The organism is Castellaniella sp. FW104-7C03 (assembly GCF_040276085.1).
Taxonomy (GTDB): Bacteria; Pseudomonadota; Gammaproteobacteria; order Burkholderiales; family Burkholderiaceae_B; genus Castellaniella.
Genome location: NZ_JBELOK010000010.1, coordinates 128797 through 149788 on the forward strand (window position 1 = coordinate 128797; position 20992 = coordinate 149788).

Below are 20992 nucleotides of genomic sequence, written 5' to 3' on the forward strand. Positions count from 1 at the left end.
TCAGGCTTTTCCAAGCGGCTGGCGAGGCGCCTGACGGCAGATCTTGGCCAGGGTGCTGACCCAGTGTGGCTGATCGTTTAAACAGGGGATCAGAGTCAGTTCTTCGCCGCCAGCTTCGCGGAAGGTTTCCTTGCCGCGAATACCGATTTCTTCCAGAGTCTCGATACAATCCGCCACAAAGGCGGGACAGGCCACCAGCAGGTGTTTGACCCCTTGCTGCCCCAGCTTTTTTAGGGTTTCATCGGTATAGGGCTCAATCCATTTGGCTTTGCCCAGGCGCGACTGAAACGACATCGACCATTGGCCATCCGGAATGCCCAGTGCCGCAGCCAGCTGTGCGCTGGTGCGCACGCATTGCGCCCGATAACAGCTGCCCAGGATCTCGTCGCTGGCTGTTTGACAGCAATCGGCGGTGGCCAGGCAGTGGCAACCGCTGGGATCTGCCTTGCGGATATGCCTTTCTGGCAGCCCATGGTAGCTTAACAATAGGTGATCGTAAGCCGATGCCAGCGAGGGCCGGATGCTGGCAGCAAGTGCGGCCATATAGTCGGGCTGGTCAAAAAATGGCGGGATTACGTCCAATCGTAAGGGCAGTGCCTGCTGCCGGATTGTTCGCCGCGCTTCGTCCAGCACTGTTGTGACCGTGCTGTCGGCAAACTGCGGATACAGCGGCACCAGCGTAGCGGTTTTGATCCCATCTTTTGCCAGATCCTGCAAAATGCTTTGGATCGATGGTTGGCCGTAGCGCATGGCAAGCTTTACAGGTGCTCCGGCCCATTGCTCGGCCAGCTTGGCGCGCAGGCGCTCGCTGATGACCAATAATGGAGATCCCTCCGGCCACCAGATGGATTGGTAGGCTGCTGCCGATGCTGCCGGCCGTGAACGCAAGATCAGGGAAACCAGCAGGCGCCGAATTGGCCAGGGTAGGTCGATCACGTAACGGTCCATCAAAAACTGGTTCAAGTACTGACGGACGTCTTTTACCTGAGTACTGGGTGTAGAGCCCAGGTTAACGAGGATCAGTGCGTGGTCGGACATGGAGAGCCTGTGTAATGAAAAGCTGGGTATTGAGCGTTGCAACAAATGAGGCCCGGGTTGGGCCTCATCAAGAAGGGTATCAGCGTTATACAGTAGCAGATCAGGGCGCTGCATGCACTGGAGGCTTATCCTGCAGTAGCCGACAGGGTCTTGCTTTGCGACTGGGCTGCCAGAACCTCATCAAATGCGCCTACGGCGTTGGCAGCGTACATGGCAGCTGGCCCGCCACCCATGTAAATGGCCACGCCCAGCGCGTCATGCACCTCTTGCGTGGTGGCACCCAAACGGCCCAGGGCACGTGTATGAAAACCGATGCAACCGTCGCAACGTGATGCCACCCCGATGGCCAAGGCGATGAGTTCTTTCATTTTGGGGTCGAGTGCGCTCTCGGCCATGGCAGCTTTGCCCATCTCCGAGAAGCCTTTCATCACCCCCGATTGGGTTTTGTGCAGTTGGACCAGGTGATCCGAAATATCCTTGGTAAGTGCCTTGTAGTCGGTCATGAGGGAGCTCCCGTAATGTTAAACGTCTGAAAAGGTTGCTGAAACACAGTACGTTTCGATATTATATTGACTAATAATATATAAAGCAATATAATTTAAGTTAGTTAATCAAGGAAATCCCTATGAACGACGCGGTTCTGGATCCGGATCTGATGCGTGCAACAGCCACGGGCGTGGTCGACAAACTAAAGGTGTTGGCCAATCCCGATCGCCTGCTGTTGTTGTGTCAGCTGTCGCAAGGCGAGCGCTGTGTCAGCGACCTCGAACAGACGCTGGACATCCGCCAGCCCACTTTGTCACAGCAACTGGGGGTCTTGCGTACAGAAAACGTGGTTGAAACCCGTCGCGAAGGTAAGTATGTGTATTACCGGGTAGCTGATCAAAAGCTCTTGAAGGTTTTGATCACTCTTTACGATCTTTACTGTCCCAAGGAGCAATCATGACAATTGACTGGAATGCTTTTACCCCGTGGTCTGCACTTGGCGGTGGCGTGCTGATTGGCTTGGCTGCAGCCATTTATGTTTTGTTCAACGGTCGTATCGCTGGTGTCAGCGGTATCCTGGGCGGCCTTTTACGGCCCAACCCTGCAGATGTTTCGTGGCGCATCGCGTTTTTGGCTGGCTTGATCATCACGCCCGGCCTGTTCTGGCTGATCGGACACCCACAAGTTGTGCCCATCGACCCCAGCTATCCCGCGCTGATACTGGCCGGTTTGCTGGTGGGTGTTGGCACCCGCCTGGGTTCTGGTTGCACCTCTGGCCATGGTGTGTGCGGCATATCGCGGTTTTCGCCACGGTCACTGGTGGCCACGGCCGGCTTTATGGCAGCAGGCTTTATCACCGTTTATGTGATTCGCCACCTTTTAGGCATGTAAGGAGAATGGTCATGGGTGTCATCACATCTTTATTGGTGGGCATTATTTTTGGTATTGGCCTTGTCATTTCCGGCATGATTTTCCCGGCTAAGGTACTGGGTTTTCTGGATCTGGCTGGTGCCTGGGATCCATCCCTTGGGCTGGTGATGGGGGGGGCCGTGCTGGCGGGTACGGTTGCCTTCACGATAGCCCGTAGCCGGCCGCGCTCTATTTTGGGTTTCGAGATGAAGATTCCCCAATCCACAACTATCGACAAACGGCTTGTGGGCGGCAGCCTGTTGTTTGGCATTGGTTGGGGGATTGCCGGGTTGTGTCCAGGGCCGGCCCTGGTTAACCTGGGCACCGGCGAAATCAAGGCCATCGTGTTCTTTGTGGCTCTGTTGGCTGGCATGGGCATATTCGAGCTCATCGAACGCCGTCGCTGATCCACCAAGCGTTGCACATTGGCGGTGTGGCAGTTAAACTCACGCCGTCATTGGGGAGTAGCCGCTCTTCGCCTGAAGAGGCTGACGTCAACATACTTGGCCCGCAGGCCATGGCGTCAGCAGTTGCCCAGCCTGGCAAGACCTTTGACCATCACGCCACCAGGTAGGCCGGGGGGCGGGGTGGTCAATCGTTTATTCACCGGCCTGGAACCCCCCGCATGGAATCCCTCTTTATCTCTACTGGTGTTGTTGCCTTGGCTGAAATCGGCGACAAAACCCAGCTATTGGCGTTCATCTTGGCTGCGCGCTTTAAAAAGCCAGTACCCATCATTTTGGGCATTCTTGCGGCTACGATACTGAATCATGGTCTGGCAGGCGCACTGGGTGCCTGGATTACGGATATGGTCAGTCCTGAAATCCTGCGCTGGGTATTAGGGTTGTCTTTTATCGCCATGGCCATCTGGACAATGATCCCGGACAAATTCGAAGAAGACGCTACCTGTCTGGCGCGTAAGTGTGGCGTGTTTGGCGCCACGTTCCTGGCCTTTTTCCTCGCTGAGATGGGCGACAAGACGCAAATTGCCACAGTGGCACTGGCGGCGCACTATGCCAGCCCGATACTGGTGGTGGTGGGGACCACGCTTGGCATGTTGATTGCAGACGTGCCAGCGGTGTTTGTGGGTGATCGACTGGCAAAAAAAATCCCCATGAAACTCGTTCATTCACTGGCTGCGGCAATCTTCTTGATGCTGGGAATCCTGACCTTGTTGGGCGCTGGCAGGCAATTGGGCTTCTGACAGATTCATCCATAATAGCGGTCTTTCTCAGACCTAAGAGCAGGAATTTCTTATGCTGGCACTGGTTATTTTCGTGGTAACGCTTGTGCTGGTCATCTGGCAGCCAAAACGCCTGGGGATTGGCTGGAGTGCTTTAGGTGGGGCGACGGTGGCCTTGCTGACAGGTGTCGTCAACTGGGCTGATGTCCTTGTGGTTTGGCATATTGTGTGGGATGCCACCTTCACCTTTGTGGGCCTCATCATCATCTCCCTGATTCTGGATGAGGCTGGTTTTTTCAGTTGGGCTGCGTTGCACATTGCGCGTTTGGGCAATGGCCGTGGCAGGCGCCTGTTCCCTCTGGTTTTGCTGTTGGGGGCCCTGATTGCAGCGGTATTTGCCAACGACGGCGCGGCGCTGTTGCTTACGCCCATTGTTGCAGCCATTTTGCTGCGTTTGCGCTTCAGCCCGCCGGCCGCCCTGGCGTTTATCATGGCCACGGGGTTTATTGCCGATACCGCTAGCCTGCCGTTGGTAATTTCCAATCTGGTCAATATCGTCAGTGCCAACTATTTTGATGTGACATTTTCGCGGTATGCCCTTGTGATGGTGCCGGTAAATCTGGTGTCCGTTGTGGCTACGCTAGGTGTGCTCTGGCTGGCCTTTGGGCGCCATATTCCTTGTCATTACGTGGTTGAGTCTCTGGATAAGCCTGCAGACGCCATTGTGGATCACCGTGTTTTTTGGGCGGCATTTCCGGTATTGGTCCTGCTTTTGCTGGCGTACTTCGTGCTGGCTGCTTGGCGGCTACCATTTTGCCTGGTGACCAGTGTGGCGGCCCTGGTGTTGATGGGGATTGCCGGCCGGTGGGGTCAAGAAGAGCCAGCTGTGGTGCCAATGGCCAAGGTGCTGCGTCAAGCGCCATGGCAGATCGTACTGTTTTCTCTGGGTATGTATCTGGTGGTTTATGGCCTGGGGCAAGCCGGCCTGACACAGATGGGGGCCGAGGCGCTTCAGTGGCTGGCCATGCAGGATCCAACAATGGCCACTGTCGGTACCGGTTTTTTGGCTGCTGTCACGGCATCCATCATGAACAATCTGCCATCTACATTGGTGGGAGCGCTAGCCATTGATCATGCGCAAGTCCCCGATCTGACCCGTCAGCTGATGATTTACGCCAATGTCATCGGCAACGACCTGGGACCGAAATTTACCCCGATAGGCAGCCTGGCTACGCTGCTGTGGTTGCATGTGCTGCAGGGCAAGGGTTATCGGATTGGCTGGGGGTACTACATGAAAACAGGCCTGCTGATTACACCGCCCGTGCTATTGGCTACCCTGCTGGCGCTGGCGTGGTGGTTGCCCTTGCTCGGATACTGAGGCTTGTTGGTACGTGTGAGGTGTGACGCGACGCGGGGCTGGCAGCTAGCCCGCTTGTTCTTGTTGTTTGATAGGTGCCAGTGTGGCTGCCTGAAGCCTGTATGCCCCGCAGGCATCCAGCAGGGCGTGGTCGTAACTTGCCAACAGGATCACCCGCGTGTTTGCCCAGATTTTCAGCTGTGCTGCCAGTGCCTGACGGCCGGGGGTATCCAGGCCGTTGCTGGGGCCATCTGCAATCATTACTGCAGGCTGGCCAATATCGGCGGCGGCCCAGAGCATCTTTCGCCGGGTGCCGGTAGACATCTGCTCGAAAGGCTTATCCAGATGAACATCCAGCCCCAGTTGGCTGGCAAAGGCCATGACGCTTTGATTGACGCTGGCATGTTGCTTCTTGGCCATTGCCTCAAGCCACTGCCGTCCTGTCTGGGTGGGTGATGCCGGACAGTGCTCGGGTATGTAAACTACGCGCGACAAGGCCTGCTCTGGTGCCTGTGCCAAAGAGTATCCATCGATAATGATGTCACCCTCGTCTGGAGGAACCACACCTGCGATAAGGCTGAGCAGAGTAGTTTTACCGGTGCTGTCTTCTTCGCTTAAGGCAAAACATCCTGGCTCAAAGGATCGGCTCAGCCCCTGAAACAGGATGTGATCGTCATATCGTTTGCTGATCTGATGCAGAGTAAGCATGCAATGCTGCTCAGGAGTTGCCCGGCGCGTCTTGCTTCTCGCGCAGGGCTTTACGGATGACTTTGCCCGTGGTGGTCATGGGCAGTGCATCCATGAACTCGACGATGCGGGGGTATTCGTGTGCGGCCGCGCGTTTGCGCACGTGCTCCTGGATATCGGCGATGAGCTCTGGGCTGCCTTGATAACCATCCTTAAGTACGATACAGGCTTTGACGATCTCGGTGCGGGCAGGGTCGGGCACGCCGATGACTGCCGCCATACGGACGGCAGGGTGACTTAAGAGGCAATCTTCGATAGGGCCCGGGCCGATTCGGTAGCCTGCACTGGTGATGACATCGTCACCGCGTCCTTTGAACCAAAGGTAGCCGTCAGCATCGCGCATCCCGCGATCACCTGTTACCAGGAAGTCGCCGATAAAGGCATCTTCGGTGGCTTTGGGGTTGGCCCAGTATTGCAGGAACATGACGGGATCGGGGCGCCGTACTGCGATATGGCCTTCGGTGCCGTCAGGCACGATTTTCCCCTGGCTGTCGATAATTTGCAGATCGTGTCCCGGCACCGGGCGGCCCATCGAACCCGGACGCGGGTCGAACAAGGCCGCGCAAGAGGACACAATCATGTTGCACTCGGTTTGACCATAAAACTCATTGATGGTGACACCCAGTGTCTTGCGCCCCCAGTCAATCAGCTGGGCGCCCAGGGTTTCACCGCCGCTAGCCACCGACACCAGCCCCAGCTGGCCATATTGCTGGGGATTATCAAGCGTGCGCAGCATCTTTAATGCTGTGGGTGGCAAAAACGTGTGGCTTACCTGATTCCTGGCCATCAGTTGCCAGGCCTTCGAGGCCTCGAACTTGCTGAACCGATGCGCCAGCACCGCTACGCCGTGATGCCAGGAGGGCATGAGGACGTCCATCAGGCCGCCAATCCATGCCCAGTCGGCAGGGGTCCACATCAGGCTGGCCCGATTAGGGAAAAAATTGTGTGAGATTTCTACGCCAGGCAAGTGCCCCAAAAGCATGCGGTGCGCGTGCAGGGCTCCTTTGGGTTTGCCGGTTGTGCCCGAGGTGTAAATAATGACGGCGGGGTCGTCTGCCAGCGTGTCTTGCGGCGTAAAGACTTGCCCCTCTTGTGCATTGAGGGCGGCCCAGAAGCTATCGGGCGATTGCTCATTTGCGTCGATGTTCAGCAGGCAGGTGAGGTCGGGCAGCGCATCGCGGATGGCGGCAATCTTGCCCATGCCTTCGGTGTGTGTCACCAGTGCGCGTGCGCCCGAGTTGCCAAGGCGAAACTGCAAGGCTTCTGTGCCGAACAGCGTAAACAGAGGTACCGCAATGGCGCCCAGCTTGTATGCGGCAAGGTGGGATATGGCGGTTTCCAGGGATTGGGGTAGCAGAACCCCGACACGGTCGCCCGCCTGGACGCCTTTTGCGCGCAAGGCCAGCGCCAGTTGGTCCGACCATTGCTTGAGCTGATCAAACGTGTAGCGGTCGGATGGTGCGTCCCCGTGATCCACGATCAGGGCGAGACGACCACTACCGTCGGCCCAGCGGTCGCAGACATCTGTGCCAATGTTGTAGTGAGCCGGCACTTGCCAGGAAAATCCCTGGTAGGTTTGGGCATAGTCGTCTCGTGCCTGAAGCATGGTGGTCTCCGTTAGCCTTTAAGCAGTTTGCAGGTGGATTCAGACTCTGGTCCGTAGACAGATTCGGCAGGCAGGGTACGGACGATGTTGTAGTAATCCCAAGGAGCCTTTGATTGGCTGGGCTTTTTAACCTGAGCCAGGTACATGTCGTGCATCAACAGGCCGTCTTTACGAACGTAGGCGTTCTTGACAAACATATCGTTGATTTTGTGCGATTTCAGGTATTTCATGATGGCGTCTCCATCATCTGTACCTGTGGCCTTGACTGCCTCGAGATAGTTCTTGGCCACGGAGTAATCACCTGCCTGCAGGAAGGACGGTGCCCGATTATGCATATCAGAGAACTTCTTGGCCCAGGCGCGGGAGTCGTCGGATTGGTCCCAGTACCAGGGAGTAGTGAGATACAGCCCTTCGGTGTTTTCCAGGCCCAGCGAATGAATATCGTTGATGAACACCAGCAGACCCGCCAGTTTCATGGTTTTGGTGATGCCAAACTCTTTGGCGGCCTTCACTGAGTTGATGAAATCGCCCCCGGCATTTGCCAGCCCAAGCACCTGAGCACCCGAGCCCTGTGCTTGCAGCAGGAAAGAGGAGAAGTCGGAGGTTGCAATCGGTGCACGTACTTCTCCCAGCACCTTGCCGCCTGCAGCCTTGACCACCTTGGCGGTGTCTTTTTCGAGGGCATGCCCAAAGGCGTAGTCTGCGGTCAGGAAGAACCAGGTTTTCCCACCCTCACGTACCACGGCTGAGCCTGTGCCGTTGGCCAGGGCCACGGTGTTGTATGCCCAATGCACGGTATAAGGTGTGCATTGATCATTGGTCAGGGCTGAGGATCCGGGGCCCACTGCCAGGAACGGTTTTTTCTTTTCGGCTGCTACGGCGGCCATGGCCAGGGCGGTGGCGGAGTTGGTGCCGCCAATCAGCATGTCCAGATGGTCTTGGTCAAACCACTGACGTGCGCGGGAAGAGGCAATGTCCGCCTTGTTCTGGTGGTCGGCGGTGAGAAGCTCGATTTTCTTGCCATTGATGGAACCGCCCATATCGGCAATTGCCATGCGAATTGCGTCGGCACCTGCGGGGCCATCAATATCGGCATATACACCCGACATGTCGGCAATAAAGCCAATGCGGATCACGTCATCAGATACGCCGGCGGCTTGGGCAGGTAGCGTGAAGCCAAGGCCGATCGCGGCCAGGGTAGCAGCCAGAACGGTTTTTTTCATGGGAATGTCTCCAGAGTTTTATGTTTTTCCGTTTGCACGGCGGAAATCACAATACCAGAGTGTCTGTCGCCCTGTCGAGCGGGGCGGTTAGGGGAAACCCTCCTGCGCTATAGTAATTACAGGCTTGCGGGGCAACCGGTCATATAAATCAGGAGCGCTGCATGAGTAAACACGTGTCAGAGATCATCGTTGATGCCTTGATCGAAGCGGGAGCCCAACGCTGCTACGGCGTGGTGGGCGATACCATCAACCACTTTACCGATGCGATTCGGCGATCAGACTTGCGCTGGGTGCATGTCCGCCACGAGGAGGCGGGCGCATTGGCCGCAGGGGGTGAAGCCTACATGACCGGCCGATTGGCCGTGTGTGCTGGCACATGTGGGCCAGGGAGCCTGCATTTTGTGAACGGTATCTTTGAAAGCCACCGTAACGGCGCGCCGGTTCTGCTGATTGCCTCAGATGTAGCCAGTACGGAAGCGGGGTTGGATTTTCCTCAAGAGGTAGATCAGCGCCGCATCTATGAGCAAGCTTCAGTGTTTTGCGAATATATGTCCCATCCCTCCCAGGCCAGGCGGTTAACCGCTTTGGCTGCACAAACGGCTCTGTCCCTGCGAGGTGTAGCAGTGCTGATTGTCCGAGGCGACATGTTTTCGCAGACGGATGAAGATACGTTGCCCTGGGCTGCACATCCTCGAATCGTCCGCGCACTGCCGGCACCAGAAGAGCTACAGCAGCTAGCCGATACTCTGAATACAGCCTCAAGTATCACTTTGTATGCCGGCTATGGGGCGCGGAATGCGCGTCAGCAGGTGCTGAAACTGGCTCAGCGGCTTAACGCGCCAGTGGTCCATACCAGTCGGGCCAAAGAGTTTATCGAGCCTGATAACCCGTACGGAGTAGGGATGACCGGCATTTTGGGTAACCAGGCAGGCCTGGAGGCTATCGACCGTGCGGATCTTACCCTCTGTCTGGGCACGGATTTTGCGTGGACACAATTTTATCCACAACAACCTCATGTGATACAGATCGATAGCGATCCTGCCCATTTGGGGCGCCGGGCGCCCATACAGATGGGATTGGTGGGTGATATCGGTTTGACAGTCGAGGCCCTGTTGCCTTTGCTTCAACCGGGAAAACAAAACGATCATCTTGAAGCTGCCCGGCAACAGTGGCTGGAGGATCAGTCGGCCTACCGAAAATCCGGAGAAGAAAAAGACCCCTCGTTGCTGCATCCCCAGTTCGTGACGCAGACCCTGGATCGTCTGGCCTCGGAGGATGCTGTCTTTACGGCTGATGGGGGGTCGCCGATGGTGTGGCTGTTGCGTCATCTCGTTGCCCGGGGCAAGCGGAGATTTTTAACCAGTTTGCTGCATGGCACGATGGCTAATGCCTATCCACAAGCCATGGGTATTGCAGCAGCCTATCCCCATCGCCAAGTAGTAGCCTTGTGCGGTGACGGAGGTCTTACCATGCTGATGGGTGATCTTCTCACCTTGCGTCAGGAAAACCTGTCTGTAAAGTTATTGGTGTACAACAATGCTTCCTTGGGTTTTGTCGAGATGGAGCAGCGAGTAGAAGGGCTTCTGGATAGTTATACGCATCTGCTGAACCCCGATTTTGTAAAGCTTGCAGAAGCCTGCGGGTTTCCTGCATGGCAGGTTACCCGCAAAGAGCAGCTGGAACCTGCCATGCAGCAATGGCTGGACACCGACGGGCCGGCATTGCTGGACGTGCACGTCAGCAGAATGGAGCTGGTCATGCCGCCCAAAGTTCAGGCGTCGCAAATTGCATCCACCGCGTTGTTTGGGCTAAAGGCTGTATTCAGCGGGCGTGCCACTGAAGTGGTTTCATTGCTGCGTGATAATTTCCTGCGTTAATAATAAGTACGTATAACCAGCACGTCTTTCTGGATACGCATATCCTGGCGGGGTAGAGATAAAAATATGGATATCTTGCAGGCGATGAAAACATTTGTCGCTGTGGTTGAAACGGGCGGGTTTATAAAAGCGGTCGATGTGACGGGCCTTTCCAAACCCGCTGTGTCAAGGCAAGTGGCAGACCTTGAAAAATACCTGGGTGCACGCCTGCTGCACCGCACTACCCGGCGCGTATCCCTTACGGATGAAGGGCGCAGCTATTACCAGCACAGCAAGGCCATCTTGCAGGCAGTCGAGGAAGCCCGTGCCGACGTCAGTGATGCCACCCTGACGGCGCAGGGCAACCTGCGAATTGGTGCCCCCCAAACGTTTGGCGCCTTGCACCTGGCACCTTTGTGGGGCCGGTTTGCAGCAGAAAACCCGTCCGTCGACTTGGATATTGTGCTGTCCGACCGCATGGTCGACATGGTGGAAGAGGGGTACGACCTGGTGGTCAGGATAGGGCGTCTGGCAGACAGCAACCTGGTCAGCCGTGTCCTTGCAACGTCGCGCATGGTGCTTTGCGCCTCACCCGATTATCTTGCCAATCATGGTGTACCACTGCACCCGGACGATCTGACCCAGCATGAGGTTATCGCCTATAGTTACTGGTCAGCAGGAGACGAATGGTCTTTTCTCGGGCCATCCGGAGAAATAAGGGTTCAGGTATCCCCCCGAATCCACGCTAATAGCGGCGACACCTGCAAGGCGGCTGCGGTTGCCGGTTATGGGGTGGTGTTTCAGCCGAATTTCCTTGTTTACGACTGCCTGCAGACGGGGCGGCTGATTGAACTCATGCCCCAGTTTCAAGGCGCCAGGCTTGAGATCCAGGCGCTATATCCTACGCGCAAGCAACTGCCGCTCAAGGTGCGCAAGTTGGTTGATTTCCTGGTTGAACAGTTCCGTCATCCTGTATGGATGCAAGCATAAATCAATAGCCTACATAGAAATTGTCTTTTAAATAGAAACAATCAGTCTCTCCATAAGGCGTTTATCTCTGTAATTGGATTAGTTAAGCTTCTGTTTAACCGTGGCCGTGCATCACTTGAAACCTAAAGGTGCTCACTACGTAATCATTCACCATACTTATTCAGGGATTCAAAAATGGAACGCACTTTCGACTCTTCAGCAGCCGGCTCGGCATCTTACGCTGCGCTTTTGCTGCGCTTGGCGCTAGGCATCATGTTTCTGGCGCATGGCCTCACCAAACTGTTTGTCTTCACGCCCGTGGGCACTGCCGGCTTTTTTACCAGCGTCGGGTTTCCCGGGTTTCTGGCCTATCCTGTGATCGCATTTGAAGTCATCGGTGGCGCAATGCTGGTGATTGGCGTGTTTGCACGCTGGGTGGCTGCCATTGCGGTTGTGCAACTGCTTGTGGCTTCTTCGGTCCACTGGGCAAACGGCTGGGAATTTGCCGCGCCCAATGGCGGTGGCTGGGAGTACCCTGTATTTTTGGCAGTGACTGCAGCGGCTTTGGCGCTGTTGGGTGATGGCGCTTACGCAGTAAAGTCATCCACACCCCGCCATTGATTACCTTCGGGATTTCACGATGACATCCATCATGCCTGCCGTCTTTTTGGGCCACGGCAGCCCAACCAATGCGCTAGAAGATAACGGTTCTACCCGGACGTGGCGGCAATTGGGCAAGTCGCTGCCGCGGCCCCGGGCATTGCTGGTGGTGTCTGCTCATTGGTTTATTGGCGCCACGGCAGTCACTGCCATGGCCCAGCCACGCACCATTCACGATTTTTACGGGTTTCCCAAAGCGCTGTTTGATTTCGATTACCCCGCACCTGGCTTGCCTGAGTTGGCAGGAGAGGTCGCCGAGATCGCCAAGCCGCACTGGGTGGGGGCTGATCATGATCAATGGGGCTTGGATCACGGCACCTGGAGTGTGCTGGCGCATATGTTTCCCAAGGCGGATATTCCCGTCGTCCAGCTCTCCATCAATGCCTTGAAGCCGCTGGATTACCATCTGGAGCTTGCATCCAAGCTGGATGCCTTACGGCATCAGGGTGTGATGATTCTCAGTAGCGGAAACGTGGTGCATAACCTGCGGCTGGTCCAATGGGAACGGGCTGATTTTGGTACAGACTGGGCGCAACGCTTTGATGATGCGGTGGCTGCACAACTGATGGATGCGCCGGCCGATATTCTCAAAACCACCGAGCATCCGGATTATTTGAAGGCCGTGCCAACGCCAGATCACTTCTTGCCCCTGCTATACACGGCAGGCCTGGCGGCGGCATCCGGGCAGGCGGTCAAGCCCCTGTTGCGGGGCTACGCCATGGGCGCTTTGTCCATGAGTGGCTATGGCGTCGGAACAGTGGATGCCGACTGCCACAATGGAGGAGACGCCGCGCGCTCGCCTGAAGGCGTGCCGCCCGACCAAACCAATCTCTGATGATTTGGCGGGCAGCCTGCCTTATTTGGCAAACAGCTGGTTAATGTCTTTAAACGCCTTGAATTCCAGGGCGTTTCCGCACGGATCCAGCAAAAACATCGTGGCCTGCTCGCCTACTTGGCCCTCAAACCGGATATAGGGGTCGATAACAAAAGCGGTGTCTAACGCTTGAAGTCGCTTTGCCAGTGCCTCCCACTGCGACCACTCAAGCACAACGCCAAAATGGGGCACCGGCACGTTGTGTCCGTCTACGGCATTGGTGTGCGCATGCGTCTGGGCATCTGTCTTGGGATGCTGATGGATCACCAGTTGGTGCCCGAAAAAATTAAAATCCACCCACTGGGTATCAGAGCGGCCTTCAGACAGACCAAAAACCTCACCATAAAACTTGCGGGCAGCCGGTAGATCGTGCACCGGGATGGCTAGATGAAAAGGGGATAATGTCATGCTTTGTCGTCCTCGATAGTTAGATTTTGCTTGCGCTAATTCTGCGCTAATTGTAGAAGACTATTGTCCATACTCGTGGGCCATAGATGGCATTTCAGACTGGAAACTTATATGCAGCAAGCTTCTGCAAATGCCGACACAGACACCGGCAACAGCACAGTAGATAAAACAACGCTGGACGCAACCTGGGCACATTTGGCACGATCCCAGGTTCGCCGGCGCCGGGCATTGGGCGCTCTGGCTATCGTGGCCATTTGCGTCTTGCCCTGGGTGGCCTCGGCGTGGACACACCTTACCTGGATTCATGAGTCCCTCGAATGGGCCGGCCTTGCCTTGCTGATTCTCGCCGTGCTCGGGCGCAGCGCATGCATGCTGTACCTTGGTGGACGCAAGGGTGCAGACCTTGTTACCAATGGGCCTTATTCGATTAGCCGAAACTCTCTGTACGTTTTTTCGATTCTGGCTGTGTTTGGTATTGGTTTGCAAACGGGCAGCCTGCTGGTAGGCTTGATCCTGGCGGCTTTGGCCAGCCTGATTTTTCGCTGGATCGTAGGCGAGGAAGAAATTCTGCTACAACAGGCATTTGGTGACGCTTACCAGGCTTACTGCCAGAAGACGCCTCGGTTTCTACCTAAGTGGTCTTTGTGGCAATCTCCCGCGTACGTCACCGTCGATTTGCAAGGGATCTGGAAAACCGTGAGGGATGCACTTCCGTATTTCTTGTCTATCCCGGTATTTGAGGCGATTGAATATGCGCAGGATATGGGCTGGGTTCACCCATTTTTGTTTCTGTACTGACGCTGGTTTGCGGCACTGCTCAGGGTTTCAACGCTCTCCTGCCAACATGGCTGGCCAGGAGGCATGATGGACCTGAATAGTGATCTCGGAGAAAGCTTCGGCGCCTGGCGCATGGGAGACGACACCAGTATGCTGGATGTTGTGACCAGCGCAAATATTGCCTGTGGTTTCCATGCCGGAGACCCTGCCAGCCTTCTGGATACCGTAAAAGCAGCTGCCGCGCGTGGTGTGATCATTGGTGCGCATGTTGCGTATCCGGATCTGGTTGGGTTCGGGCGTCGCGCCATGGATCCCACGTCACGCGAGCTGATTGCCGATGTGATTTATCAGATTGGTGCCTTGCAGGGGATTGCCCGTGCGGCCGGCACCCGGGTCAGCTATGTAAAACCCCATGGCGCTCTGTATAACACCATCGCACAAGATCCCCGGCAGGCCGATGATGTGATCAGCGCCATTTTATTGATCGATCCCCACCTCGTGCTGCTTGGTCTGGCGGGGTCACCACTATTGGCCCGTGCCCAGCAACGCGGCCTGCAGGTGGCCGCCGAGGCGTTTGCCGACCGTGCCTATACACCAGACGGCCTGCTTGTCTCGCGCAAAGAAAATGGCGCTGTCCTACAGGATCCCGAACTGGTTGGACAACGGATGCTGGATTGGGTGCAGACGGGTTTGATCACGGCAATAGATGGTTCGCAGATACGTCTGCAGGCAGATTCCATTTGCGTGCACGGCGATAGCCCCGGCGCAGTGATCATGGCACGAGCGGTGTATGCCCGATTGCAGGCTGCCGGCATACAGATCAGGCCTTTTACGGGGACGGCGGACAAACAATGAGCCATCCGCAGTTTTTGCCTGCCGGTGACGCTGCGATATTGCTGGAGTTGCATTCCCTGGATACTGTATTGGCTGTGTTTCAGGTTGCGTCGCGTACCTTGCCTTCAGGGATTATTGATCTGGTGCCGGCTGCCCGCACTTTGCTGGTTCAGTTCGATCCGGTGGCCATCGAAGGTGCTGCTGTCAAAGTCTGGTTGCAGCATTGCCTGAAAAATACGGAAGAAGCGGTACGCAAGCATCCGGCCACCACTTTTACAGACAGCACGATGAGTACGCCCTGCATCGAGATCCCGGTGCACTATAACGGCGAGGATCTCGATGCGGTGGCCGAGACTCTCCATCTTGGTCGCAATGAACTCATCGAACGCCATACCGGTACCGATTTTGTGGCTGCATTTGCAGGCTTCGCGCCCGGGTTTGTCTATCTTGCCGGGGGCGATCCCTGCTTCCATGGGTTGCGCCGCAGGCAAAGTCCGCGAACCCGGGTGCCTGCCGGGTCTGTTGCTGCAGCAGGCGGATTCAGCGCAGTCTATCCCTCGGACAGCCCCGGCGGTTGGCAGCTGTTGGGTGTTACGCCCTTAAAAATGTGGGATCTCGATCGCCAGCCACCTGCCTTGGTGCAACCGGGCTGCCGAGTGCGGTTTTGTGCCTTGCCCGCAACAACTCGGATAATCAGCCTGCCCGTGGATGTCACACCCGCAGGCACCCCCGAGCCTGAGCGCCAGAAAAAAACGCTGCCCCCAGAAGGCAGTGAACAGAAGCGATCCATCCAGATCCTCAAACCGGGGCTGCAAACCTTATTTCAGGATTTTGGCCGCCCGGGTAAGGCGTTGCTGGGCGTCTCCGTCTCGGGTGCCCTGGACCAAGCCTCGATGATGCAAGCCAATTACCTTGTCGGTAATCCGCCTGAGACCGCCGTGCTTGAAAATGCAGGCGGCGGCCTGGAGATTGTGGTGCATGGACGGGTGGTGGTGGCTGTGACAGGAGCAGTCGCTCCTGTGGCGGTGACGCGGCCTTCCGGCATGCGTGCACCCGCCGCTGCCGGCCATGCACTGGTGCTTGATGAAGGCGATACCCTGAGGGTCGGCACAGTACGTGCCGGTGTTCGCTGTTATCTGGCTGTACAAGGCGGCTTGGACGTTGCCAAGGTCCTGGGTAGTCTGTCCACCGATGTTTTGGCCCATATTGGGCCACCCATGCTGCGCACAGGAGACCTCTTTTACGTAAACGCGGCGTCTGCGGATCCCGGTCATCCCCTGCAAAGTCAGGCCCTTGGTGGGCGATCCACACCAGCACCGGCACATATGCCTGAGCCAGATGATGTTGTGGTGCTGGATATCGTCCTGGGGCCAAGGCTAGACTGGTTTCGCCCGGATGCGGGCACTTTGTTGCAGCAGCAATGCTGGCAGGTTACGCCGCAATCCAATCGGGTGGGTATGCGCTTGTCGGGGGCCAAACCGCTTTTGCGCCAGCAGGTACAAGAGCTTCCTAGCGAAGGCACGGTGATGGGTGCCATTCAGGTGCCGGCCAGCGGCCAGCCGGTATTGTTTTTGGCCGATCATCCCCTGACGGGCGGTTATCCGGTCATTGCCGTCGTGCACCGCCGTCATCACAACTTGCTGGGCCAGATTCCTGTGGGCGCGCAGGTGCGTTTTAACGCCGTCAGTGTGTAATTTTCGGCTTTGCCTATCCTGTTGATCCCTTCATTTATATATAGCTTGAAGGAATAATAAATCCAGTTGGTATTGCTTAAAATTGTGATGTCGTACCAATAAGGTCAGCGAATAGCTGGCCAAACGGATTTTAAGCAGGAGCTTTCATGAAAGTGTTTTCTTTGGTTTTGGCAGCGGCTGTCGTCGCCGCCAGCGGCGGGGTTGCGCAGGCCGCCACCAGCCGTCTCGACCGCATCCAGTCTACTGGAGAGATTGTTATCGGTACGCGGGACGCAGCCATCCCGTTCTCTTATCTGGATGACCACCAACAGTCGGTTGGCTATGCCATGGATATTTGCCAGGGCATTGCGGACGCCCTGAAAAAAGACCTCGGCCTGCAGGAAATCCACGTCCGTGAGGTTCCGGTTACTGGCTCCACCCGTATTCCACTGATTGCCAATGGCACAATTGATCTTTCTTGCGGGCCCGATACCAACAATGCCCAGCGCCAGCAGCAGGTAAGCTTTGCGCCGGCCACATTTGTTTCGGCTACGCACTTCGCTTCGCTTAAAGCGTCCAACTTGCATCACCTTGAGGATTTCAAGGGCAAGACAGTGATTTCAGTCTCAGGCAGCACCAACCTGAAGTGGCTGACAGAGATCAATGCCAGTCGTCACTTGGGGATGAAGATCATCACCGCCAGTGATCACGCCGAGGCCTTTCTGACTGTCGCCCATGGGCGCGCATCGGCCTTTTTTATGGATGGCATCCTGTTGGCTGGCCTGGTGGCCAATTCGCATGATCCGCAGGCCTGGAGCATCAGCAAGGATGCGTATACCTTCGAGCCCTACGGCATCATCGAACCCAAGAACGATCCGAAATTTAAAAAAGCTGTGGATGACGCGGTTAAAGCCATGATCGCCGATGGCCGGGTCGAAAAGCTCTACACCAAGTGGTTTACGCAACCCATTCCGCCGCGTGGCGTCAACCTCAACTGGCCCATGACGCCCGAGCTCAAAAAGCTGCTGGCCCATCCAACCGACTCTCCCGAGCCGGAAATCCTCAAGACAAACTGAATCAGGCGATCTGTACCCGCCAAATACCCATACCACCAAGACCTCAGGCGTGGGCGCCTGCGTCTTGGTTGGGGTGAGGGGCTTTTAGTGGAATGGCCACCGAGACAAGCAGGCCCCGATGCAAGATGGGGTCTGCTTCGTTGAATTCGATCCTGGCCTGCAGTTTGCGCGTAATGCCTGTAACGATCGAGAGACCCAGGCCAGAGCCCGTTTGGCCGCTGCCCAGGACACGATAAAAGGGTTCAAGAATGCGCTGGTGCTCTGAGGCTGGTACGCCTGGGCCTGTATCCGACACCGAAATCACCAAAGTGTTGGGCTCGGTGCGAACCAGCACCTCTACCTGGCCGCCATCCGGGGTGTAGCGGATCGCGTTATCCACAAGGTTTCTAAGCAGAATCGTCAAATCCAGCTCGGATACTGCAATCTTGGTGTCTTCGGCACCGCTTACCCCGATATCAATATGCTTGGCTTCGGCAAGCGGCCATGTGGTTTCCAGCACTTTTCGCAATACTTCCCCGATATGGGTAGAGGGCCCCCCCGGTGTATCGATGGTTGCCTGCGCCCTGAGTAATGCCAGTAGTTGGGTCAGCAGGTGCTGGTTGCGCTCAAGCCCTTGTTGCAATGTCTGCAGGCGCTCTCGCGCGGCAACAGACATCTCGGCTTTGCTCAGGCGCTCTGCCTGCAGGGCAAGCGCAGTGGCCGGCGAGCGGAGTTCGTGCGCGGCATCCGCAATAAATCTGCGTTGTGTCTCCATCGACTCGGAAACCCGGGCCAGCAGCCGGTTGATTGCATCGATAAAAGGCCGTATCTCGCGCGGCAGGTTTTTGTCGGCGATGGGGTGCAAGTCTGTTTCTGCCCGGGCATCCACGGCTTCGGCCAGGGCGCGGGTGGGTTGAAACACGCGGCGCACCAGATCTGCGATGACAAGCAACAGAATAGGCACCAAGATCAAAAAGGGCGCCAGCGTGCGCAAGGCGTCCTGGATTGCCACTGCATCGCGCAGATCGGTGTCCTGGGCCACAGCGATGCGAGTGTTCTCCGCCAGTGGTTGAATCAGCACCCGAAAATTTTTGTCCCCAATGTCCAGGGTATGCAAGCCGTCAGCAAGCGTGGGCGGAATGGGCACCGGATTGCCCAAGTCTTGATGTGCGGCAGGGGTGTGATCAAGAATTTGTACAAACAGTGAAGAGTCGTGATCCTGGTCTTGCAGCTCGAGCTTTTGCAGAGCCAAGGGGGCAGAGCCCTGGATTCGGCCCATGAGGTCGGCTACCTGAAAAAGCACATCGTCTTGTCGCTCGTGGGCGTCTTCAAGTGCCGATACAAATGAGAATATGCCGGCAGTGATCGCAACGGCAGCAATCACCACCGACAGGACAAACGAAAGCTTGATCTGGATGGAACGATTTAATCGTCTTTTGAGACTCTCCATCCCACACCCCTTACGTTCTTGATAATGTTGTTGCCCAGTTTTCGGCGCAAGGCATGGATCAAAAAATCCACCATATTGCTTTCGATCTCTTCACCCCAGCCGTAGATGTGGTCTTCCAGGGCGCTGCGGGACAAAATCGCCCCGGGTCGGATCAGCAGGGCATGCAGCAGAGCAAACTCGCGGCCGGTTAATGATACTGCTGGCCCATCGCCTACCGTGGCCTCTTGGGAGGCTGGATCGAGTGTCAGCGTGCTGTTGCCAAGCACCGGGCTGGCTTGGCCACCCTTGCGCCGTACCACCGCCCGCATGCGGGCCAGAAGCTCTGCCATCTCAAAGGGCTTGAGCACATAATCGTCTGCGCCGCCATCAAGGCCGCGCAGGCGGTCAGACAAGGCATCCCTGGCGGTGATGATCAGGATGGGGACGCTTTCACGACGCATGCGAAGTTCTGTGAGTACCTGTTGGCCGTCCTTGCCCGGCAGGCCCAAATCCAGCAGGATCAGGTCATAGCTTTGGGCTTTCAGGGTGGCAGCAACTGTCAGGCCGTCCTGGATCCAATCCACCGCATAGGATTCATCCCGCAGGGCATCCCGGATTGCTTCACCAATCATGGGGTCGTCTTCGACAAGCAGGACACGCATGGTTTTATCTCGTTAGTTGGACTGGATCCATGGCTGGATTATTGTTCAGAACGGTGGCTGCCAACCACATAAGACTCTACCGCCACCAGCAGAACAATCACAGATAGAAACAGTGCGCTTGTCCACATCGTACCCATTCCCATGCCGCCATCAATCCGGGCTTGTGTCAATAAATCGCCCAGCGATGCGCCAAAAGGCCGCGTAAGGATGTAACCGATCCAGAAAGTTAAAACCGCATTGCCGCCCAGTGCAAAACTGATATAGGTGGCCGCAATCAGTGTGCCGAAAATCAGAACCCCATTGCTAAACCCCATGCCCAGGGCTTCTGTCGCCAGATCTCCCGCAGCGGTACCCAACGAGAACGTACACAGAATTGCTGCCCAGTAAAATAGTTCGCGCCGACGTGACACGATATCGTGGATCGACAAGGTGTGTTCGAAGTGGTGCCAGGCAATAAAAATGCCGGCCAGGGCAATCGCAAAGGCGGGTGTGCTGACGGACAGGCTGACACCCAGGCCATCGGTTAAAAGATCGGTGATCTGCGTACCAACAATGCTTACCAATACCACTGTCAGCCAATAGCTCCAGGGCGTGTAGCGCCGTGTCCGTACTTGCGTGATCAGCGCAGCGGCCAGCAGGCCTGCCATGACCAGGCGGGTTGTATTCTGGCCCCAACCGGCGTCCACAGCCAGGAAATCCGCGGCAGTTTCCCCGACAGTCGTGGACAAAATCTTGATGATCCAGAAGGACAGGGTAATGGCGGGCACTTTGATAAGCAGGTCGTGTCCGTCATCCGTATGTGTCCAGTCCATGGGTAAAGTGTTCATGATGGCAATCCTCGGGCATAGGGTCGTGCCGGTGCGGTAGCTGCAACCGGCACACGGAAATCCGCGTAGCTTTCAGATTACGTATCGAGCCTTAGACCAGAATGAGGAAGGGGATGTTCTGGCGTAAGGGTCACGGCCTGTCTGGTTCTTTTGTCAGGAGGATAGGTAGGTAAAGCCCGTCTTGAGATCGGCAATCAGATCGTCAGGTGATTCCAGGCCGATGTGCAGGCGCACCAGTGGGTCTTTATATGGCCACTGCGAGGCTACGCGGGTCGGCATGTCAATCTGCGGCATCACCATGCTTTCAAATCCGCCCCAGGAAAAACCCAAGTGAAAAAGTTCGGCTCTACATCATGAACGGGGGACAGCGACATTCATTAGACTTGTTTTTACGAAGAACACGTTTAATGGAGCAATGC

23 protein-coding genes and 1 riboswitch are annotated in these 20992 nt (G+C 56.4%); of the genes, 13 read left to right on the top strand and 10 right to left on the bottom strand.

The window, feature by feature from the left end; genetic code table 11:
- Positions 1–1038, bottom strand: coding sequence for a ferrochelatase (hemH, locus tag ABS758_RS12765; protein WP_350383127.1), 1038 nt, complete (start codon positions 1036–1038; stop codon positions 1–3).
- Between the two features lie 125 nt (positions 1039–1163).
- A complete protein-coding gene (locus tag ABS758_RS12770; RefSeq protein WP_350383125.1) occupies positions 1164–1541 on the bottom strand; it encodes a carboxymuconolactone decarboxylase family protein in 378 nt (125 codons plus the stop codon).
- 122 nt (positions 1542–1663) lie between these two features.
- On the opposite strand from ABS758_RS12770, the gene ABS758_RS12775 reads away from it, so the two are divergent.
- The 5 genes from ABS758_RS12775 to ABS758_RS12795 all read left to right on the top strand — a co-directional run bounded on the left by ABS758_RS12775 (position 1664) and on the right by ABS758_RS12795 (position 4994).
- The gene (locus ABS758_RS12775; protein WP_350383123.1) at positions 1664–1984 is read left to right on the top strand and encodes an ArsR/SmtB family transcription factor; all 321 of its coding nucleotides are present in this window, start codon (positions 1664–1666) and stop codon (positions 1982–1984) included.
- A complete protein-coding gene (locus ABS758_RS12780; RefSeq protein WP_350383121.1) occupies positions 1981–2415 on the top strand; it encodes a YeeE/YedE family protein in 435 nt (144 codons plus the stop codon). The genes ABS758_RS12775 and ABS758_RS12780 overlap by 4 nt, the downstream gene beginning before the upstream one ends.
- A gap of 11 nt (positions 2416–2426) precedes the next feature.
- On the top strand, positions 2427–2840 hold the full coding sequence (locus ABS758_RS12785) for a DUF6691 family protein (RefSeq protein ID WP_350383119.1): 414 nt from the start codon (positions 2427–2429) through the stop codon (positions 2838–2840).
- A 40-nt stretch (positions 2841–2880) separates the two neighbouring features.
- Positions 2881–3054, top strand: a riboswitch (yybP-ykoY riboswitch).
- 4 nt (positions 3055–3058) lie between these two features.
- Positions 3059–3637, top strand: a complete 579-nt coding sequence (locus ABS758_RS12790; protein WP_350383116.1) for a TMEM165/GDT1 family protein — start codon at positions 3059–3061, stop codon at positions 3635–3637.
- A gap of 52 nt (positions 3638–3689) precedes the next feature.
- Positions 3690–4994 (top strand): arsenic transporter, encoded by a 1305-nt coding sequence (locus ABS758_RS12795; protein WP_350383113.1) that lies wholly within the window; start codon positions 3690–3692, stop codon positions 4992–4994.
- Between the two features lie 45 nt (positions 4995–5039).
- Here the strand turns inward: ABS758_RS12795 and ABS758_RS12800 are convergent, their stop codons facing one another.
- Genes ABS758_RS12800 through ABS758_RS12810 form a run of 3 tightly spaced genes read right to left on the bottom strand, consistent with a single transcriptional unit; the run spans position 5040 to position 8549 of the window.
- Positions 5040–5681 (bottom strand): ABC transporter ATP-binding protein, encoded by a 642-nt coding sequence (locus ABS758_RS12800; protein WP_350383111.1) that lies wholly within the window; start codon positions 5679–5681, stop codon positions 5040–5042.
- Positions 5682–5691: 10 nt separating this feature from the next.
- On the bottom strand, positions 5692–7326 hold the full coding sequence (locus ABS758_RS12805; protein ID WP_350383109.1) for an acyl-CoA synthetase: 1635 nt from the start codon (positions 7324–7326) through the stop codon (positions 5692–5694).
- Between the two features lie 11 nt (positions 7327–7337).
- Positions 7338–8549, bottom strand: coding sequence for an ABC transporter substrate-binding protein (locus tag ABS758_RS12810; RefSeq protein WP_350383107.1), 1212 nt, complete (start codon positions 8547–8549; stop codon positions 7338–7340).
- A 161-nt stretch (positions 8550–8710) separates the two neighbouring features.
- On the opposite strand from ABS758_RS12810, the gene ABS758_RS12815 reads away from it, so the two are divergent.
- The 4 genes from ABS758_RS12815 to ygiD all read left to right on the top strand — a co-directional run bounded on the left by ABS758_RS12815 (position 8711) and on the right by ygiD (position 12869).
- A complete protein-coding gene (locus ABS758_RS12815) occupies positions 8711–10426 on the top strand; it encodes a thiamine pyrophosphate-dependent enzyme (protein WP_350383104.1) in 1716 nt (571 codons plus the stop codon).
- An 84-nt stretch (positions 10427–10510) separates the two neighbouring features.
- Positions 10511–11395, top strand: a complete 885-nt coding sequence (locus ABS758_RS12820; protein ID WP_350383102.1) for a LysR family transcriptional regulator — start codon at positions 10511–10513, stop codon at positions 11393–11395.
- 174 nt (positions 11396–11569) lie between these two features.
- Positions 11570–11995: a DoxX family protein gene (locus ABS758_RS12825; RefSeq protein WP_350383100.1), complete on the top strand. Its 426-nt coding sequence runs from the start codon at positions 11570–11572 to the stop codon at positions 11993–11995.
- 19 nt (positions 11996–12014) lie between these two features.
- Positions 12015–12869, top strand: coding sequence for a 4,5-DOPA-extradiol-dioxygenase (gene ygiD, locus ABS758_RS12830; protein WP_350383098.1), 855 nt, complete (start codon positions 12015–12017; stop codon positions 12867–12869).
- Positions 12870–12890: 21 nt separating this feature from the next.
- Here ygiD and ABS758_RS12835 read toward each other — a convergent pair whose 3' ends face one another.
- Complete coding sequence (locus ABS758_RS12835; RefSeq protein WP_350383095.1) at positions 12891–13316, bottom strand: VOC family protein; 426 nt, start codon at positions 13314–13316, stop codon at positions 12891–12893.
- A 111-nt stretch (positions 13317–13427) separates the two neighbouring features.
- On the opposite strand from ABS758_RS12835, the gene ABS758_RS12840 reads away from it, so the two are divergent.
- The 4 genes from ABS758_RS12840 (at position 13428) to ABS758_RS12855 (ending at position 17676) form a co-directional block, all read left to right on the top strand.
- Positions 13428–14114, top strand: a complete 687-nt coding sequence (locus ABS758_RS12840) for a methyltransferase family protein (protein ID WP_350383094.1) — start codon at positions 13428–13430, stop codon at positions 14112–14114.
- A 66-nt stretch (positions 14115–14180) separates the two neighbouring features.
- A complete protein-coding gene (locus ABS758_RS12845) occupies positions 14181–14948 on the top strand; it encodes a LamB/YcsF family protein (protein ID WP_492304513.1) in 768 nt (255 codons plus the stop codon).
- Positions 14945–16621 carry a 5-oxoprolinase subunit B/C family protein gene (locus ABS758_RS12850; RefSeq protein WP_350383090.1) on the top strand — a complete coding sequence of 559 codons (1677 nt, stop codon included), beginning with the start codon at positions 14945–14947 and terminating at the stop codon, positions 16619–16621. Before ABS758_RS12845 ends, ABS758_RS12850 begins: the two co-directional genes overlap by 4 nt.
- Before the next feature lie 146 nt (positions 16622–16767).
- Positions 16768–17676, top strand: a complete 909-nt coding sequence (locus ABS758_RS12855) for an amino acid ABC transporter substrate-binding protein (RefSeq protein WP_350383087.1) — start codon at positions 16768–16770, stop codon at positions 17674–17676.
- A gap of 43 nt (positions 17677–17719) precedes the next feature.
- Here the strand turns inward: ABS758_RS12855 and ABS758_RS12860 are convergent, their stop codons facing one another.
- From ABS758_RS12860 to ABS758_RS12875, 4 genes are all read right to left on the bottom strand, one after another.
- Positions 17720–19105, bottom strand: coding sequence for an ATP-binding protein (locus ABS758_RS12860; RefSeq protein ID WP_350383084.1), 1386 nt, complete (start codon positions 19103–19105; stop codon positions 17720–17722).
- Positions 19081–19746, bottom strand: a complete 666-nt coding sequence (locus tag ABS758_RS12865) for a response regulator (protein ID WP_350383083.1) — start codon at positions 19744–19746, stop codon at positions 19081–19083. The genes ABS758_RS12860 and ABS758_RS12865 overlap by 25 nt, the downstream gene beginning before the upstream one ends.
- A 38-nt stretch (positions 19747–19784) precedes the next feature.
- Complete coding sequence (locus ABS758_RS12870) at positions 19785–20573, bottom strand: COG4705 family protein (protein WP_350383080.1); 789 nt, start codon at positions 20571–20573, stop codon at positions 19785–19787.
- Between the two features lie 153 nt (positions 20574–20726).
- Positions 20727–20903, bottom strand: a complete 177-nt coding sequence (locus tag ABS758_RS12875; protein ID WP_350383078.1) for a PLP-dependent transferase — start codon at positions 20901–20903, stop codon at positions 20727–20729.
- Positions 20904–20992: the final 89 nt, after the last annotated feature.